This is a genomic window from Methanomassiliicoccales archaeon LGM-RCC1 (assembly GCA_030168575.1).
In the GTDB taxonomy this organism is placed as follows: Archaea; Thermoplasmatota; Thermoplasmata; order Methanomassiliicoccales; family Methanomethylophilaceae; genus Methanoprimaticola.
Genome location: CP115555.1, coordinates 355,915 through 373,665 on the forward strand (window position 1 = coordinate 355,915; position 17,751 = coordinate 373,665).

Consider the following 17,751-nt stretch of genomic DNA (forward strand, 5'->3'; position numbering starts at 1 on the left):
CTTCATTCCTCCAATACCTCGTCCATTACGGACAGGAGCTCCTTCACCATAGCGGGCGTGGTGTCTCCCATGTGCCCGATCCTGAATGTGGTCTCCTTGACATCGCCGTAGCCGTTGGATATCTCGTATCCCTTGGCCTTCAGCTTGGAACTGAAAGCATCGAAGTCCATATCGCCCTTGTTGAGGACACCGATCGAATTGGACTGGTATCCCTTCTCGGGGAAGACTCCGTGCAGTTTCTTGTCGGCCCAGTTCCTGACCATGTCGGCCATCTCCTGGTGCCTCGCATACCTGTTCTGCATGCCCTCTGCCAGAGCCTTGTCCAGCTGGTAGTCGAGGGCGTACATGAGGGATACAGGGGGAGTCGTAAGTGCATAGTCGACGTCCGCCTGCTTCTTGATCTTCAATAAGTCGCCGTAGAATCCGCGGTTGGGAACGGTCTTAGCCTTCTCCAGGAGCCTCTCCGAGCAAAGCATGATCGCGAGTCCGGGGGGAAGGGCGAGGGCCTTCTGGGTTCCGAAGACGATGGAATCAGCGTCAAGGTCCTTCACCTTGAGGTCCATGGCGAATGCGGATGTGACCGCATCGATCATCGTGAGCGCATCGGGGTTCTGGGCCTTGATCTCCTTGGTAAGGGCGAGGGAGTCGCTGAACACTCCTGTGGAGGACTCGTTGCTCACCCAGTGGACGGCCTCGATGTCCTTTGTGACCTTGCCGGCGATGTGCTCTGGCTTCATGGCCTGCCCCCAAGGGACCTGGACCTTGGTCACGTTCTTGCCGTTGAGCTCCCCGAGCTCGATGGACCTGTTACCGAACGAACCGTTCGTCAGTCCGAGGGAGTTGCTGTTAACGCCGTTCCTGATGGCTGCCTCCAGCATCACCGTGGCGGATCCTCCGACAAGGAACACGTCCATATCGGTGTTGAGAGCCTTCTGAATCTTCTCAACGATTCCTGCGTGGAGCTCCTTGTACTCCTTGCAGCGGTGTGTGATCATAGGTTTTGTCATAGCCTGAAGGGTCGATTGCTCCACATGTACGGGGCCGACCGTGAACAACGTTCTACTCAAGATTAATCCCTCGCTCGCGTAAGCGACATTGATTGTGTAACCCGCACGTCCTATAAAATAGGATGCAGGAACGCGCGCATGCGCGTCCATACTGACCTTCAGAAACGCACTGAAAAGCGGATTTCAGAGCTTCGAGAGCGTGGATTTGATCCTCGAGATGCCCTCTCTGATCTGGTCCTCGGATGTGGCGTAGGAGATCCTGAAGAATCCCTCTCCGCCAGGTCCGAATGCGGTACCGGGGGTGACGGCGACATGGCCTTCCTTGAGGAGGATCTCGGCGAGTTTAGCCGATGGGATGTCCTTGTTGTACTTCGGGAAGAGATAGAAGGCTCCGTTGGGAACGTTGCACTCCATGCCGGGAATGTCCGCGATCAGATCGAGTGCCAGATCGCGCCTCTTCTTGAACGCCTTGACCATCTCGAACTTGGAATCCTGGGGTCCGGTGAGGGCCTCCACCGCAGCCTTCTGAACAAAGGACGTGCAGCATGAGATCGAATGCGACTGCAACTTGTTGATGTTCTTGATATCCTCGGCCGGAGCGATTGCCCATCCCAGCCTCCATCCCGTCATCGCGAAGGTCTTGGAGAGACCGGAAATGAGAATGGTATGGTCGAACATGCCGGGGAATGAGGCCATAGAGACGTGCTTTCCCTCATAGATGATAGCACTGTATATCTCATCGGACATGACCTTGATGTCATGCTTGATCGCGATGTCCGCGATCTGCTTCAGCTTGTCAGCTGGTATGACCGCACCGGTAGGATTCGTTGGGGTGTTGAGGATTATCATCCTGGTCTTAGGGGTGATAGCAGCCTCGATGAGTGCAGGGTCTACAACGAATCCATCCTCGAACTTCGTAGGGATGTAGACGGGGACGCCTCCGGCCAAACGGACGCATGCCTCGTATGAAACCCATGATGGATCGGGCAGGATGACCTCGTCACCTGGATCGATGTATGCTAGACAGGTCATGAATATGGCCTGCTTGGTGGGTGTGACCAGAACGTTGGATGCGTCGCAGGGGACTCCGTCGTTCTTCTTGGTGTAATCGGCGATGGCCTTCCTGAGCTCGGGAATACCCGTGGAAGGGGTATAGTGAGTGAATCCCGCGTGCAGGGAATCACATGCCGCGTCGATGATGTTGGACGGTGTAGTGAAATCCGGTTCTCCCATCGAGAAGGACACGATGTCCACGCCTTCGGCCTTCATCTGACTGACAAGATTTGATATCGCTATCGTTCCTGAGGCAGGTACCGTCTGCAATCTCTGCGAAACCATCCTGATGCACCTATTGTTAAATCGCGCATTACTGAGGATGATAATAATTGTTAGTAAAGCGCCGTGAAATCCAATTAGGAACGGCATGAACCATGTATTAAATATAATTACTCTGAATGGAATAATGCAGTAGAACGGTAAGCCCGGGACGCTGGGCAAGGCCATTCTCGGCGAACCAAGACCGTTGGCAAGAGGTGAGGTCGGATGCTTGTCATTGACGTCCGTAAGGGATGTCAAGGTCCGATCGGCCTAACCGATCCGGCTCCTTTGATAGCCGTTATCTCCTTAACTTAAACTAGTTGTTCTCTCTTTGTAATGACATGTCCGGCCTGTCAGAATCCGAACTGAATGCCATAAAGGATGAGATCAGCAGACATTTCTTGGATCTCACGGTCGTCGAGGGTCTGTCAGTGATGGAAGCTTTGTGTTTCTCCTTGGTCCGCATAAAGGGAATGCCCCCGCTGGATGCCTCCGAGATCGTCTCGGCAATGACAGGCAAGGAAGTCGGCAACTTCCGCGTATCCGTATACGTGGACCGCGGAAGGCGCAAGCTGCTGGAGAACAACAACTTCGTTGACGACGGCTCCACCGGAGAGATGATCTTCAGGTGATCAGGATACGATGTCCTTCAGCTTGCCCGTCTCAGCGGCTTCCTTGATGTGCATGGCCATCCTGGCGCCGGTGCTCATTCCGGGATATATCAGGTCGGCATAGGGGGAGCCGGAGATGAACGGGTTCGTACCCGCGACGATCCTGGTAGAGATCTCGAATGCCTTGAACTGAAGCTTGTCGTTGACGACTGTCTCCAGACAGAACGGTCCCCACATTCCTCCGAACAGCTCGTAGGACTTATCGACGACCTTCTCCGCCATGTCGAACGCCTTCGGGAGCAGCGATTCCCTCAGGACGACAGGGGTGTTCCCGGTAACCACGAACGAGGGGTACATTCCGACCTTCTTCAGCTCGTCTATGTTACCGAGCTTGTACAGCTCATCGATGTTGGACTCGTCCCTACGGTCCATGGACATCAGCTCGAGGGACCCTCCCTCAGCGCACCTGTACCCGTCGTGCTTCAGCGGGTCGTAGAAGAAATGCATGTAGTACCTTGTTCCCAAGCAGTACTCCTGTATGTTGTAAGACTCGTCGGGATCTACCGCGAGCTTGAATCCGTTGTAGTCCATGGCGATGAAGTAACCCTTTCCGCCCTTGGCCCCATTGTATTTGACCATGACCGGTCTGTCGATATCCTTTGGCTCGGTGATGATCTCGGGCATCGATACCCCAGCGCTGGTGATCCATTCCCTCTGCTTCTCCCTGCTGGACTCCCAGTTCAGTACCTCACGGTTCCCGTATGACGGGACAGGGTAGTCTGAGAACCTCTTGGACCCCATGTACTCGACGAAGGACCCGTGGGGTATGATGATGGCATTCCTGTCGTAGAGCTCGTCGACACGGGATTCCATGTCGTCGAAGTCCTTGTACTTGATGATCTCATCGGGCTTTCCGAGTGGGAACGCATCGTAGTACTTGGTGGAATGCGAAATGGTCAATCCCAATGTCTTGAACCCCAGCTTCTTAGCTCCGTGGAAAATCTGCAACGAGGAGTGGGAGCAGAGGGTAGCGATCGTAATATCCTTAGGGTCGTAGCCGTCAAGGATTTCATCGATTCTCTTCTTGGGTACCATTAAACATCAATGTTGATGTGTGATTTAAACCCTACGGAGAAAAAATCAAGAAATCGACCACTCTGGGTATACCGCTCTGCATCCACTTTCGCCACTTTCGGTCACCCCCCTCGTAGCCTTTTATAGATAGGGAATGATTCATTGACGTCCATCCCTATGGGAAGGAGTCGATACAATGGAAATGGATGAACTAACACCCCATATTCAGGAATTGCAAAGGGTGCTCGGAGACAAGATCGACGAAGAACAGCTCGCAGAGGAGCTGAACAAATATCTCAACGAGTACCACGTGAACATCGATGCCGCCAAGAGGGGCATCATTAGAAAGTACGGAGGTACCGATACATCCACTTTCGTGACCGGCAACAGCCTGGTCAAGAAGATTGGCGAGCTCACGGGCTCGGAACAGAACGTTGACATCACGGCCAAGGTCGTTTTCGTGGACAACAAGGAGATCACGGTCAAAGGGTTGCCCAAGATCATAATCTCGGGAATCCTCGCTGACGAGACCGGCAGTGCATCATTCACCGTATGGGAGCCTGGAGCGCTCTCACTGGCCAAGGGAACGGACTACATCTTCAGAAACTGCTACTGCAAGACCTGGAACGACAAGGTCCAGATCAACATCGGGAACCGCGGCCGCGTGGAGAACTACTCCGGTCCCAAGATCGAGCCTCAGGAGAGGCAGATCTCGGCTGGACCCGTGACCGAGGTCAAGATCGGATCCATCAAGGAAGGCATGGGAAGCGTCACCGTGACAGGCAAGATCGTCTCCGTGGAGACCAGGGAGATCACCGCCAAGGGCGAACCCAAGACCGTGTATTCAGGTGTCATCGCCGACGACACCGGGAAGATCCAATTCTCAGCATGGAGCGACTTCGGCATCAAGGAGGGGGAATCGCTGTGCATCCAGAACGCCTACATAAGGTCCTGGAAGGGCATTCCTCAGCTGAACCTCGGCGACAGATGCGAGGTCAGCCGCGTAGATGAGATCGCAGATGTGATAGACACATCGGTGAACAAGAAGACCGTCGATGAGATCAGCAGGATCGGCGGCGGTCTGGACATAACGCTTGAAGGCCTGGTGGTCGATGTCCGCCAGGGTAGCGGTATAATCAGGAGATGTCCCCAATGCAACCGTTCAATGCTGAACGGGACATGCACCACCCACGGCATGGTGGAGGGCATCACGGACCTGAGGCTCAAGATCGTCCTGGATGACGGAACTGGTGCCATCGGGGCGATAATCAACCGTGCCGACACAGAGAAGCTCACAGGAGTGACCCTGCAGGCAGCCCAGGGATTGGCTGCGGCTCAGGGCGAGGGCGTCGTCGGAAGGGAGATAACCGGAAAGATCCTGATGAAGAGGATCTCCGTCACCGGCAACGTCATGAGCGACGACTACGGTCCGAGCATCATCGTCAAATCGGCAGACTGCGTCAAGATCGACCTTGAAGAGGAAGCTGGAAAGCTCCTTGACGAAGTGGAGGCGGCAATATGAACGCCAGAGAGACCGCATGGAGGGTGTTCGCCACCGAGCTGAACTCATCCACGCTGGAGATCAAGGCCACCGAAGAGAAGGCCCCGTCCTACATCGTCACACCTCTCGGTGCGAAGATCAACAGGGTCCTCATCGCCGGGGTCATGACCGAGAAGGAGAACACCGGAAGCGAAGAAGAGCCCATGTGGAGGGCCAGGATACAGGATGTGTCCGGCAGCTTCTACATCAACGTCGGAAGATTCCAGCCCGAGGCGGCTGCGACGATGGCCGACCTGGAGGCTCCGTGCTTCGTCGCGGCGGTCGGAAGGGTCAGAGCCTATAATGCCGATGACGGCAGGGTTCTGATATCGGTCAGACCGGAGCACGTCATCCCCATCACAGAGGACGTCCGCAAGGAGTGGATCCTCGAGACCGCCAAATCCACATGGAGGAGGCTGACCAACACCAAGAGGGTGCTCGGCATGGGCGACGCGACGGAACAGGACCTCATCAAGGCTGGAATGAGCCCGGTGGAGGCCTTCGGCATCACATATGCGCTGGACAATTACGGTCAGATGCCCGACTCTTCGCTGTACCTGAAGACCATCCAGGCAGCGCTGAGGATGCTCCTGCCCGACAGGGATGTGGATCTCGGATTCCCCGAGGACCTTTCCGGAGAGCCCGACGAGATCGAGATTCCCGAGAACGGTGCATCAGGAAACAACAGCGCTCAGCTGGAGGACATGATCCTGAATCTGCTGGAAGAGCTGGACACCGACGGCAAGGGAGCCCCCAGGGAGGAGCTCGAGAGAAGAGCCGAGGCCGAAGGCATCAGCAGCATCGAGCTCGAGGAGGTCTCCAACACCCTGATGGACAAGGGACTCGTCTACGAGCCCAACCTCAGATACCTCAAACGCATTTGAATCTGGGAGGGGTGGTACCCCTCCCGTCGTATGTAACCTTATTATACCAAGTAACGCTAAGAACAGTTGTATCTGCCAGATACATGGCTGGATGGCTGAGGAATCTGGATGTGGAAAGGCATCAGCAAGGTTATTGTGACTTTTTTTGCAGTCTCCTTAATGATAATGCCGACATTGGCCCCGCTGATCCAAACGGATGCGGAGGACTGGAAGCCTCAGATAACGTACATATCCGTAGGCGATTCCATGGTCAACGGCTATGGCAATCCGGAATACTACACGAGCACCGACTACAACAGCTACGGGTTCGAAGTGAAGAGCGATGTCATCTACCCCACGAAGATCGCGAAGTACCTCGAATCACAGGGGTACGAGGTAGAATACCATCAGTTAGCAGTCAGTTCGACACGTACGCTGGATTTCCGCTCCCTCATCTACGACGATTACAACGGAGACGACTACACCGTATCCAAAGTCTATAAACATTACATGTCCAACAGCGCCAAGATCCTGCCCGAGGGATACACGCCGGATATGGATGGTTTCAAACGTTACTACCAGGACAGGATCTCCGAGGCGGACCTGATTACATACCAGTTCCACTTCGACTTCTCCAACACCATGGATAGCGTGTTCATGAACCTTGACGACCCCGCCCTGAACAGACCGTTCGAGACCTTGGACCCGTATTCTTACATTTTGGCCAAATCGATCATGGGAACAACTGGTATGAACGCATTGGTCGTCGACAGGGCCATCCTATCCGGATTAGGCGCGGATTTCATCAGCAAACTCATCGAATCTTTCACCAGTGGGGTCGCTTACTGTATCACGATGTACTGCCGTGATTTCGACTACAACGTTGCTAGGATCCTGGAATTGAATCCCGATGCGACCATAATAGTCGTGGACACCACGAACCCCATAAATGAGATGTCGCTCACCGTTGGTCCGCTGACGATCCCCGCAGGCGAACTCTACGGCATGATGGGCGGTTTCGGAAACTTCTACGCCAAATATCTGTCCCCGTACGCCGGTTGTGTATACCATGTCAGCCTGGACAAGTCCCCGGAGAAGCTCCTGGACGAGTTCACGCAGGCAGACCTATCGAATCTGTATCTCACCAACGGTTCGAAGAACGACATGACCATAGCGCTCCTGGACGGCCATGATGAAGTGGTCCCCGAGGAGCTGCGCCCCTACATCGAAAAGAAATGCGATTGGTACATACCCGTGGAATCGTACGTTGTCTACGATTACTACGACGGGGACGATCATGACCTCACCGAGTTCCTGAAGTACTCCCTAGGCTCCAACAAGGGAGACCTGTTAAAGCTGCTGGAAGGGGACGGCATAAAGGCCCAGGCCAACGCGACCAAGATGAAGCTGGTGAACAACCTGGACATGATCCATGACTACGACTGCGACATCGTCCTCCACGAAGATGGCGGCTGCACCATATCCAACGGAACCGACAGCGTCTTCTTTGACTACAACGAGATGTTCCTGCTGTACTTAGCGAACAGCATGTTCGCCGCTGCACTGATCCACCCCTCGCCGGCCGGCCATGATGAAGTGGCATCGGCGATCATCACGGCCATCGAACAGCATGATATACTGAACAACCCTCCCAGGAACATCAGCCCGCTTTTCATCGCAATGATCATCGTAGCAGTGGCCATTGGTGCATCGGCATTGTATCAATACCACATCCACAGAAAGAAGGCGGAATCTTAAGATGACCACACCGTCCGAGGAACGCGTATGGATGTCCCTGTATTCACCGGACATCCCTCCCATGCCGGAGATGTCCGCATACCGTTACATCAGGACATCCAATGCCAACAGGGAGGATGAGGTCGTCCTAGACTTCTTCGGTTCTTCCATCAAACATTCGGAACTTTGGGATATGATAGAGAGGATAGCCGCATCGCTCGACGCGATCGGCATCAAGGAGGATGACGTGATTACGCTGGTGACCGTTGCCGTCCCGGAATCGATTGCACTGTTCTATGCGCTCAACAAGATCGGTGCAACTGCCAACACGATCGACCCTAGGATGGACCGCGAGAGCATTCTCCAACGTGCCGAGACCTCCGGGATCAAGAAGGCATTCGTACTGGATGCCGTCTATGAAAGGGCCGGGAACGTCCTGACCAAGAACGGCTACACGCTCTATGTCATCCCCTCCACGGGCAGCGTCAGCGCATTGAAGCGCATGATAGCGAGCTTCAAGCTCCCCAAGGTCACCTATGGACCTAACGTCATCAGATGGAAGGATTTCATAGCCTTCGGAGAGGGTCGCCAGGCACCGGAAGCGCCGTACGTCGGCGACCGCACCGCCGCGATAACTTACACCGGCGGGACCACCGGGACGCCGAAGGGCGTCATGCTCACCAACGATTCGATAAACGCGGTCGCGGAGAACTTCAAGATCAGTGCACCGACCTTCAACAACGGCCAGTCGTTCCTCGGCATCATACCGATGTTCACATCCTACGGACTGGTCACCGGACTTCACATGCCGATATCAAAGGGCGGAAGGCTCATCATCATACCCAAATTTGTCCCGGAGGACTTCGGGAAACTCGTGATGAAGTATCGTCCCAACCATATGATAGCCACCCCCGCTTACTGCGAGATGATGCTCAGCAGCAAGGAGGTCAAAGGGAAGGACCTATCGTTCATCTATACCCTCGGATCCGGAAGGGACAACATCAGCAGGGGTCTGGAGGACTGGATGCTGAGCGAGATGAAGTCGCACAACATGCCTTACAGGCTCTCCCAGGGATACGGCATGTCGGAGGTGTCCTCCACTGCTACGGCTTCGTTCCTTGATATTTACAAACCAGGGACCGTGGGTGCGCCCTGTCCGCTATCCATCGTCGGCATCTTCGATACCGAGACAGGCAAAGAATTGGGATACAACGAGACAGGCGAGATCTGCATGGCCGGACCCATCATCATGAAGGGATACTGGAAGGAGCCCGAGGAGACTGCCGAGATCATGAAGAAGCATGATGACGGAATGACCTGGATACACTCGGGAGACCTGGGATTCCTCGACGAGGATGGGTTCCTGCATGTCATGGGCCGTCTGAAGAGGATGATCGCCAGGTTCGACGGCCATAAGGTCTTTCCAACGACCCTTGAGAACCTCCTGACCTATCACGACCATGTCGTCAACTGCGCCGTCATCGGCGTGAAGGATCTGGACCACAGGATCGGCCACATGCCTCTAGCGCTGGTCGAGCTGGAGCCGGGCTGCGATAAGGATGCGGTTCGCAAGGAGCTCCTGAAGGTCTGCGACGAGGATGTCGAGGACCGTGGAAAGCCGGTGGACGTCATCGTCGTCGATTCCATTCCCCTCACCAGCATGGGCAAGAACGACAACATCGCCCTCGAGAAGATCTACGGGGAATATCGTTACAAGTGATCCGTCTAGCACATACCGTGTCGGTATGTTCTGAACGATTGTTTTAGAAGAAGAGCCCCCGAAGGGGCGTGAAGTTTAGAATGCTCAGATGAGCTTAGCTTCGAAGTCGTCGATGGACAACTGGAAGTCGTTGGGGTCCTTGAGGTCTCCGCGCCTGGTGAGGACCTCCCTTGCGAGGATCCAGTAGATGCATGCGAGTGCGCGCCTTCCCTTGTTGTTGGTGGGGATGACGAGGTCGACGTTCCTGGTCTCGTTGTTGGCATCGCACAGTGCGACGATGGGGATTCCGAGGTTAAGGGCCTCGTTGAGTGCCTGCTTGTCTGCCGAAGGATCGGTGACGACCAGGACCTCGGGCTCGATGAACGCGGGGTTCAGGGGGTTGGTGAGGGTACCGGGGACGAAACGGCCTGCGAATGCGGGTGCTCCGATTGCCTTGGAGAACTCCCTTGCGGGCTTCTGTCCGTACTGTCTAGCTGAGACGACGAGGATCCTCTTGGAGTCGAACCTTGCCAGGAAGGAAGCTGCGTCCCTGAGCCTGTCGTCGGTCTTCTTGACGTCGAGAACGTACAGTCCGTCCTGCCTGACCTTGTAGATGAAGTCCTTCATGTCGGCGGATTTCTGCTGTGTTCCGATGTGTACTCCGGATGTAAGGTAGATGTCCTCTTCCACCAGGAGATCGGTTCCCGGTGCTACATATGTTTCCTCTTCGCTCATATTGATACCTCTTTATGATCAGTTCCTGACGACAGTGATCGGGATGAGATCCTTGTCGAATTCCAGCATGGCGATATCGATAGGGTCAAGCATATCCTCCGGATAGTCCGTGAGTACGGGCGCTCCGTATGAGATCTGCAGTGCCCTCGCTCCGATGATCCTTGCTTTCTCGAATCTTGTGTACTTACTGTGTGTTTCCATATAAGTCACCATACAGGATAGAGCCGTGTAAACTAGTCCTGATTATAAACCTTTGCTAGGCCCTTATTTTATCTGTTAGTATATAATCAAAAAACGCGCGCGCGAGGACGCCCGTCATCAGGCCCTCTCCGGGAGCTTGTCGCTCTTGAGATTTAGACCTACGATACCGCCCATGGTGAGGGCCAAGAACATGTATCCTAGTATGTTCAGGCCGTTGTTGAACACAAGGATGTCTGCTATCGCAGCTCCTACGACGCCGACACCGACCCATACCGCATAGCTAGCACCCATCTGCAGTCCGCGCTTGAGTCCGCCGTTGAGCAGGACCGTGCCTACGATGCTGAGGGAGAATCCCAATACGGTGTAGACGATGTCGGTCATACCGTTGGCAAGACCCATGAACGTCGTGTATATCGCTTCGACGATACCTCCCGCGATTACCCACCACCATGCTGAGTTCATCCTACCACCAGATCGAATCCAGCGACGCCTACCACGACCATCGCGATGTAAAGAAGGGTGTAGCGATCAATGGGATCCTTGTACATCAACCATCCCACCAGGGTCGTCATGACCGTACCTATACTCACCCATACAGCATAGGCTATGCTGATTTGCAGAGTCCCCTCAGTGGCCATGGACAGACATGCGGGTCCGATGAACATGAATGCAAGAACCACTCCTCCCCAGAGGATGTTCTTGCTCTCGTTGTACTTCTGAAGGGATACCATCCAGATAGGCTCCATGAGCCCTGCGAGTATCACCCATAGTAATCCCAAGTCGGTCATGGCAGAAGATACCAGATGACATCGGATTTAAAGGGTTCTAATCTACTATAGTCTGGAAGTATATTGTGACTTTTGATTATATATGCTGGAAACTATTTCCAACCATGTCCAAAAACACCACAGCCATAGCGACCATAGCGGCCGTCATTATCGTGCTGTTTGCGTCATTCATCGCATTCTATGGCTCGACCAACCCTACCGACAACCTCGATACCGATTTGGAAACCGGATCGTACTTCGCCATCTCCGGCGAATACACGAGATCTCACACGATAGTCGAAACCGTGGATGAGTTCATCGACGACCTCTATGTCTCCGATGAATACATCCTGACAGATGATGTAAGGACCGTCAGCGTCAACGGCGAGAGAGTCAATGCCAGAGTCTACGTTGATGATGTCGACAATCCAAGAATCTATGCTTTCACATCTGATTCCGGATACATCCTGGTGGAGAGGATCGTCATCACAGATGATGAATACTATGAGGATGAACTATTGTATATCTCGTTGGATTACAACTCCCCCAAGGAGGAGCTGGAGCTGTTCGTCGGCGCTATCGGTTCATGGACGGATGACAGTGGCTGGAATAAGGATTATTGGATCCTGGGTCTGGGCGACGAGACCGTTGAATACGTACTTGCCGAAGGCACCAGCTTGTCGGAGAAGTACACCATAACCGAGGTGTATGATGACGACACCTATGAATACGAAATAGAGAGTAAAGAGGGGACCAATGAGCCGGAAGTGCATTATGAGTTAACGCATAAGGCGGAATTCCTCTCCGACATAGACCTAACCAGCTGGTTGGAATGGTTCGCCGAGGATGCTGAAGTGGGTTCCATCACCTACAGCTACAACGCTACGGAGAAGAGCAGTACCAAGGATACTATCACCACAGCGTTCGGCGAGAGGGATGTGAACAGGATCGTCTATGACTTCGAAGTCGTTGGGATCGATGGTGAATTGATCGTGTTCACCGCAGAGGGTACGTACATCTTCTGGGCCAGCGATAGCGGCATCATATACGCTTCGATCATCAGTTACGAGCGGAATTCCAATGGCGATGAATCGTACTATGAAGGGACATACACTTTGAACGAGACAAACATGTTCAAGTGAATCTCCGATTCATAAACCATTTCGGGGGCCTCTTGGCCCCCACTTTTAACACAAAGCCTAATTATCAACCAACCAATCTGCGGGTTATGACCGACGAGTTGACCGTCTGCGCAGCTGCGTTCTTCCGCAGCATCGGTAAGGATGTCTCCAAACCGGACGAGTTCGTCATGATCACGTCCCTGGAGCTCAAATGGATGTCGCCGTCGGATTCCAAGCTCCTCCTCAACCGCCTGCTGAGCGATGGGGCCATAGTGAAGAAAGGGGACTACATCCGCCCCGCTACAGATTTCAGCGGAATGGACCTCCCGCTGGCGTACAAGCCCTCCAAGGAGCTGGTGGATTCGCTGCACAAGCCTGCAACGGCACCAAGTAAAAAGAATCCGGAACCGGACCTCTTCCATGTTCTGATCGACGTCGCCAAGGAGAACGGGATACAGACGAAGGACTTCGTCCCCGCATGCTCCAGGATCCAAAAGAGACTGGATATCGACATCGCGGCCGCCGCCCTGATTGTTCTGAGGGACAACGGTATCGATGTCGGCCCCTACACCGATAAGGTGTACGAGGGTATTCGCAGCCGATGATGAAAAAAGAATCCCGGACATGCCGGGGATTGGTTTCATTCCTTCTTGATGAAGTTGCCGAGAGTCATCTTGTTGCCACTGTTGCCTCCACCCACAGTGACTCCCGTCTGGACGGTCTCGGTCAGCTTGATGCCGAGGGCCTTCTCGATCTTCTTGATGATCTTGTCGTCGGGGACCAGCGCATTGGCCTCGATCTTGGACAGCGTACCCTTCTTCTCAAGGATGGATGCCGCGAACTGCTCCAGGTCCATTCCCTTCGCCTCGCGTGCCTCCCTGATCACGGTACCGTAATCGTCGATGAGCTCGGTGGAGGAGCTGCCGGCGTAGATGTCCTTGGTCTTCATCCTCCTCTCGCGCTTCTCGAGCCTCTGGTCGATGACTGAGGATGAAATAGGCGCACCGCTCTGGTTGGCCCTGTAGTCCTCCCCGAACCTGGCGCAGTTGGGGCAGACGTTCAACCTGCTTCCCTCGACGATGACAGTCTTCGTCAGAGGGACCTCTTTTCCGCACATCTCGCAGATCATGCTTACTTCATCATTCCGATTGTAGATAAGGATGATGCTGAATAGCCGGGCTTCTCATCAGATATAATAATAAAGGGAAGGTCCATCAAGGTTCTGATGAACAACGACGAGACCATCCTGGAAAGAAACGAAGTCGATTCAGGATTCACCGATGAGGTAGCGGAACTCAAAGCAAAGATCGTCACGCTGGAGGACAGGAATGTCAGGCTGGTGGAGGATCTCCGCAACGCTGAGAACGAGAAGCGCTACGCTGAAGGAGAGCTGTTCAGGCTCCAGAAGGACCTGGCAAGGATCAGGGGAGAGATGGAGAGGCTCAAGACGCCCCCGCTCATAGTGGGAAACCTCCGCGACGTGCTCCCTAACAACCGTGCGGTCGTCAAGAGCTCCACAGGACCTGATTTCGTCGTCGCCATTTCAGATTACATCGATCCGAAGTCGCTCATTCCCGGATCAAGGGTCACCATGAACAAGCAGACGCTTGCCGTCATGGAGGTCATCCAGTCCTCGGTCGACCCGATCGTTTCCGGAGCCGAGGTCCTTGAGAAGCCCAACGTGACCTACGATGACATCGGAGGACTCAAGCAGCAGATGCTCGAGCTCCGTGAGGCAGTCGAGGATCCGCTGCTCAGACCTGAGCTCTACGCCAAGATCGGTATAGAGCCTCCGAAGGGAGTCCTGCTCGTAGGACCTCCGGGAACCGGAAAGACCCTGATGGCCAAGGCCGTGGCCAACGCCACCGATGCCACATTCATCAGGCTTGTCGGATCTGAACTCGTCCAGAAGTACATCGGAGAGGGAGCAAGGCTCGTCCGCGACCTGTTCGAGCTGGCCAAGGAGAAGGCACCCAGCATCATATTCATCGACGAGCTGGATTCCGTCGGAGCCAAGAGGCTGGACGTTGCGACTTCAGGAGACAGGGAGGTCCAGAGGACACTCATGCAGCTCCTGTCCGAACTGGACGGATTCACTGCGATCAACAATGTCAAGATCATCGGAGCCACCAACAGGCCCGACATCCTGGACGATGCCCTGCTGAGGCCCGGAAGATTCGACCGTATCATCGACGTCGGACTGCCCGATCTCGAGGCCAGGACTCAGATATTCGACATCAACATCAAGCACATGAACGTTGACAAGAAGGTCAAGGCCAACAAGCTCGCGGAGATCACCGAGGGACTGTCCGGGGCCGAGATCAAGAACCTGTGCACCGAGGCGGGAATGCTCGCCATCAGGGACAGCAGGAACAAGGCCACCGAGGCAGACTTCCTAGCTGCCAAGGAGAAGGTCATGGAAGCAGGAAGGAACAAGACCAACCCTGCTCCCGCCTACATGTTCCAATAAAACTGCAAAAGGGGCCATTGGCCCCATTTTTTCAATTATTGCCGAGAATCACTCTCTCTTGCTGTCGTCTCCGCCGTAGAAGACAAGCTGCGCAGCAGCGTAGATCTCCTCCAGGCCTGTTCCGGTCTCCGAGGAAACCGAACGCATCTCACCGAAGACACCGGTATTCTCCATGGCCTTGAAGAGCTCCATTCCGACAACGGTCTCGGGATTGTTATCCGCGTCCAACAGGTCGCCGTAGAGCGAATCGGGCACGACGTACCAATCTAGCATCCTCTGCTCGTCGTCATCGGAAAGGGTGTCCGATTTGGATAGGAGATTGATCATCGGGATCTGCAGTCTGAACTGTGCCAGCGCTCCGAGAACCATGGCCGTGACGAATCCGTTCGGGGATCTACTAAGGGACGGGTCGGATAGGTAGACCAGCATGGAATCCTCCCTTCCGAACGCATCGATGAGGACGTTGGAGGACTCCCTGAAGGCGAACAACTCCAGCTGTCCGGGGGTATCGATCAGGACATAGTCCGTGTCATATCCCGAGATCACGTCGATCATCTTGTTGATGTTAACGGCCATCAGGTCCGCTGCTACGATCTGCGCACCGTTGGGACCGAGATTGTACTCCTTCATGACCTCGCTGAGGTTGATCCATTCCCTGATGTCGACATCTGCAGTGTAAGGCAGGGCATCCGCTCCGGGATCCATGTTCACGACAACCGCATCAACTGCCGAGTCATCGCACCATTGTTTGAATGCTCCGACCAACGTGCTCTTTCCACTGCCAGCAGTTCCGATAAAAAACAGGAATTTCAAGTGATCAACGACCTTAGTCAGACGTTGAACACGGGAAATCAATATAAAATAAATACGCAATGCCAAACACATGGTTACTAAAACAAGGAGCGCGGCGCCTTACGCGTTTGCCGGAATCCTTGTCGGAGCACTTACTCCCATCGCATTCGCGATCTCCGCCTTCATAGACGGCTTTTGGGAATTCGACTTGAACACGCTCTCCGACCTCGGCATATCGCACTCGGCTCTTGCGGCCAACATATTCAACTACACCTGCATGATCGCAGGTTTGTTTATCGTCATCCATTCGATTGGAAAAATCAAGGCCTATGAAGGGGCTGCATGCGGAGGAGCGGTCGTACTGTTCTTCTGTGGAATTCTGCTCGCAGCTATCGGCTTGTTCACCAAGGACACGGCTTACCACATCCCCATTGCCTGCACATACTTCTTCCTGATCCTCATCACGGTCATCATCAGTGCAATAACTGATTATCGCTCAGGAAAAGTCGTCAGCGCTGCAGCAACCGGAGCTCTCGTGGTCATCGTCTTCGCCTCGATGCCTGGATTCCAGCTCGGCGGAATTGAGGTAATAGCAGTCTTGGCCATGTGCATCTGGATGATCACCCAGAGCCTCTCGCTGGCTTTCAGTAAGGGTTAAAATAGGTAACCCGATAACAGGACGGTAATAAAATGAGCGCAATGCCCAACACAATGAAGATTGGAATGGGAGTAGCATTCGTAGGTGCTATCATCGCGTTCGCTTCCATGGCATACGCCTGGGACGGAACGGTTGAGTGCACCCCCTTCGTCGGAATCAACATGGTTGTCTCCATGGTGTTCTTCGCCGTTGCAGGATGCTTCTCCTCCTACAGCCCTGTGAAGGGATCCACAGTCGTCGTGCTCTCCGCACTGACAGTGGCCTTCACGGTCATCGCAGCCATCTACGGTGCGATGATGCCCATCTTGGCTATCATTCTCGTAATTCTCGGAATCCTCTGCGTCGCCATCGGCAGCATGGGATCCACCAAGAGCTACGTGGACACCAACAGGGTCATCTGAGAAACTTCAAAAGGCCCGAAAGGGCCCTTTTTCCTACATCTAATTTTGTTAGATTAAGCTCATCAACTTTTTTATTGGTAGAGAATAGTATACCGAAAACATGGATGAGAAGTTTGCGTTCGCCCTCCGCAAGTTGGCTTTGTTGGGAGCACTGGATGATTACATATCCATTTCCTCCAGGGAATTGGGCGATTCGCTCGATATGAGTCAGCAATCCGCATCCAAGAGGATCCTCGAACTGATCGATGACGGTTACATCACCAGGGACCTGGGGACCAGAAGACAGCGCATCAAGATCACTCCCAAAGGTGTCGAGCTCATGAAGAAGGAGTACACCGAATACCGCCGTATCTTCGAGCGCACCGACCACCTCAACATCCATGGGGAGGTCGCATCGGGAATGGGCGAGGGCGGCTACTACATCTGTCAGGAAGGCTACCTGAAGCAGTTCAAGGAGAAACTCGGGTTCAGCCCCTTCCAGGGAACCTTCAACGTCCGCATCTACCCCGAGGAGATCGGTAAGATCGACATCGTCAGGAACACCGCCGGGATCATGATCGACGGTTTCACCAACGAGGGCAGAAGCTTCGGCAACGTGATCGCATACAAGGCATCCATCCACAACATCGAATGCGCCATCATCGTGCCTGAGAGGTCGCATTACGTCGACATCCTGGAGATCATAGCGCCTTGCAGCGTGAGGAGAACCCTCAGCCTGAGCGACGGCGACAGGATAGACGTGAAAGTAAAACTGTGAG

General features: G+C 54.2%; 20 protein-coding genes. 11 read left to right on the forward strand and 9 right to left on the reverse strand.

Annotated features, from left to right (window positions below):
- Positions 1-2: 2 nt before the first annotated feature.
- Both PED39_01695 and PED39_01700 read right to left on the reverse strand, forming a co-directional pair.
- A complete protein-coding gene (locus PED39_01695) occupies positions 3-1,007 on the reverse strand; it encodes an aminotransferase class V-fold PLP-dependent enzyme (GenBank protein WII07931.1) in 1,005 nt (334 codons plus the stop codon).
- A gap of 183 nt (positions 1,008-1,190) precedes the next feature.
- On the reverse strand, positions 1,191-2,276 hold the full coding sequence (locus tag PED39_01700) for a pyridoxal phosphate-dependent aminotransferase (protein ID WII07932.1): 1,086 nt from the start codon (positions 2,274-2,276) through the stop codon (positions 1,191-1,193).
- 389 nt (positions 2,277-2,665) lie between these two features.
- Here PED39_01700 and PED39_01705 point away from each other — a divergent pair, with 389 nt between their 5' ends.
- Positions 2,666-2,956 carry a hypothetical protein gene (locus PED39_01705; protein ID WII07933.1) on the forward strand — a complete coding sequence of 97 codons (291 nt, stop codon included), beginning with the start codon at positions 2,666-2,668 and terminating at the stop codon, positions 2,954-2,956.
- Here the strand turns inward: PED39_01705 and PED39_01710 are convergent, their stop codons facing one another.
- Positions 2,957-4,030 (reverse strand): formate--phosphoribosylaminoimidazolecarboxamide ligase, encoded by a 1,074-nt coding sequence (locus PED39_01710; GenBank protein ID WII07934.1) that lies wholly within the window; start codon positions 4,028-4,030, stop codon positions 2,957-2,959.
- Between the two features lie 181 nt (positions 4,031-4,211).
- Here PED39_01710 and PED39_01715 point away from each other — a divergent pair, with 181 nt between their 5' ends.
- From PED39_01715 to PED39_01730, 4 genes are all read left to right on the forward strand, one after another.
- Complete coding sequence (locus PED39_01715) at positions 4,212-5,531, forward strand: single-stranded DNA-binding protein (protein WII07935.1); 1,320 nt, start codon at positions 4,212-4,214, stop codon at positions 5,529-5,531.
- Positions 5,528-6,433 carry a glycerol dehydrogenase gene (locus tag PED39_01720; protein ID WII07936.1) on the forward strand — a complete coding sequence of 302 codons (906 nt, stop codon included), beginning with the start codon at positions 5,528-5,530 and terminating at the stop codon, positions 6,431-6,433. Before PED39_01715 ends, PED39_01720 begins: the two co-directional genes overlap by 4 nt.
- A 165-nt stretch (positions 6,434-6,598) precedes the next feature.
- A complete protein-coding gene (locus PED39_01725) occupies positions 6,599-8,170 on the forward strand; it encodes a hypothetical protein (GenBank protein ID WII07937.1) in 1,572 nt (523 codons plus the stop codon).
- A 1-nt stretch (position 8,171) separates the two neighbouring features.
- Positions 8,172-9,869 (forward strand): class I adenylate-forming enzyme family protein, encoded by a 1,698-nt coding sequence (locus PED39_01730; GenBank protein ID WII07938.1) that lies wholly within the window; start codon positions 8,172-8,174, stop codon positions 9,867-9,869.
- Positions 9,870-9,953: 84 nt separating this feature from the next.
- Here the strand turns inward: PED39_01730 and rpsB are convergent, their stop codons facing one another.
- From rpsB to PED39_01750, 4 genes are all read right to left on the reverse strand, one after another.
- A complete protein-coding gene (gene rpsB / locus PED39_01735) occupies positions 9,954-10,583 on the reverse strand; it encodes a 30S ribosomal protein S2 (GenBank protein ID WII07939.1) in 630 nt (209 codons plus the stop codon).
- Positions 10,584-10,601: 18 nt separating this feature from the next.
- A complete protein-coding gene (locus PED39_01740; GenBank protein WII07940.1) occupies positions 10,602-10,784 on the reverse strand; it encodes a DNA-directed RNA polymerase subunit K in 183 nt (60 codons plus the stop codon).
- A gap of 117 nt (positions 10,785-10,901) precedes the next feature.
- Entirely contained in the window at positions 10,902-11,246 is a 345-nt protein-coding gene (locus PED39_01745) for an SMR family transporter (GenBank protein ID WII07941.1), read from the reverse strand.
- On the reverse strand, positions 11,243-11,572 hold the full coding sequence (locus tag PED39_01750; GenBank protein ID WII07942.1) for an SMR family transporter: 330 nt from the start codon (positions 11,570-11,572) through the stop codon (positions 11,243-11,245). The genes PED39_01745 and PED39_01750 overlap by 4 nt, the downstream gene beginning before the upstream one ends.
- A gap of 104 nt (positions 11,573-11,676) precedes the next feature.
- On the opposite strand from PED39_01750, the gene PED39_01755 reads away from it, so the two are divergent.
- Together PED39_01755 and PED39_01760 are read left to right on the forward strand one after the other, a co-directional pair.
- Positions 11,677-12,693, forward strand: coding sequence for a hypothetical protein (locus PED39_01755; GenBank protein ID WII07943.1), 1,017 nt, complete (start codon positions 11,677-11,679; stop codon positions 12,691-12,693).
- An 86-nt stretch (positions 12,694-12,779) separates the two neighbouring features.
- Positions 12,780-13,277 (forward strand): DUF2240 family protein, encoded by a 498-nt coding sequence (locus PED39_01760; protein WII07944.1) that lies wholly within the window; start codon positions 12,780-12,782, stop codon positions 13,275-13,277.
- A 35-nt stretch (positions 13,278-13,312) separates the two neighbouring features.
- On the opposite strand, the gene PED39_01765 is transcribed toward PED39_01760, so the two are convergent.
- Positions 13,313-13,801: a multiprotein bridging factor aMBF1 gene (locus PED39_01765; GenBank protein WII07945.1), complete on the reverse strand. Its 489-nt coding sequence runs from the start codon at positions 13,799-13,801 to the stop codon at positions 13,313-13,315.
- Between the two features lie 96 nt (positions 13,802-13,897).
- Here PED39_01765 and PED39_01770 point away from each other — a divergent pair, with 96 nt between their 5' ends.
- The gene (locus PED39_01770; protein ID WII07946.1) at positions 13,898-15,142 is read left to right on the forward strand and encodes a proteasome-activating nucleotidase; all 1,245 of its coding nucleotides are present in this window, start codon (positions 13,898-13,900) and stop codon (positions 15,140-15,142) included.
- 48 nt (positions 15,143-15,190) lie between these two features.
- On the opposite strand, the gene PED39_01775 is transcribed toward PED39_01770, so the two are convergent.
- Positions 15,191-15,955, reverse strand: coding sequence for an ATP/GTP-binding protein (locus tag PED39_01775; GenBank protein ID WII07947.1), 765 nt, complete (start codon positions 15,953-15,955; stop codon positions 15,191-15,193).
- Positions 15,956-16,025: 70 nt separating this feature from the next.
- On the opposite strand from PED39_01775, the gene PED39_01780 reads away from it, so the two are divergent.
- The 3 genes from PED39_01780 (at position 16,026) to PED39_01790 (ending at position 17,750) form a co-directional block, all read left to right on the forward strand.
- Positions 16,026-16,592, forward strand: a complete 567-nt coding sequence (locus PED39_01780; protein ID WII07948.1) for a DUF998 domain-containing protein — start codon at positions 16,026-16,028, stop codon at positions 16,590-16,592.
- 32 nt (positions 16,593-16,624) lie between these two features.
- Complete coding sequence (locus tag PED39_01785; GenBank protein ID WII07949.1) at positions 16,625-16,993, forward strand: hypothetical protein; 369 nt, start codon at positions 16,625-16,627, stop codon at positions 16,991-16,993.
- A 100-nt stretch (positions 16,994-17,093) separates the two neighbouring features.
- Positions 17,094-17,750 carry a DUF120 domain-containing protein gene (locus tag PED39_01790; protein ID WII07950.1) on the forward strand — a complete coding sequence of 219 codons (657 nt, stop codon included), beginning with the start codon at positions 17,094-17,096 and terminating at the stop codon, positions 17,748-17,750.
- The last annotated feature ends 1 nt before the right edge of the window (position 17,751 follow it).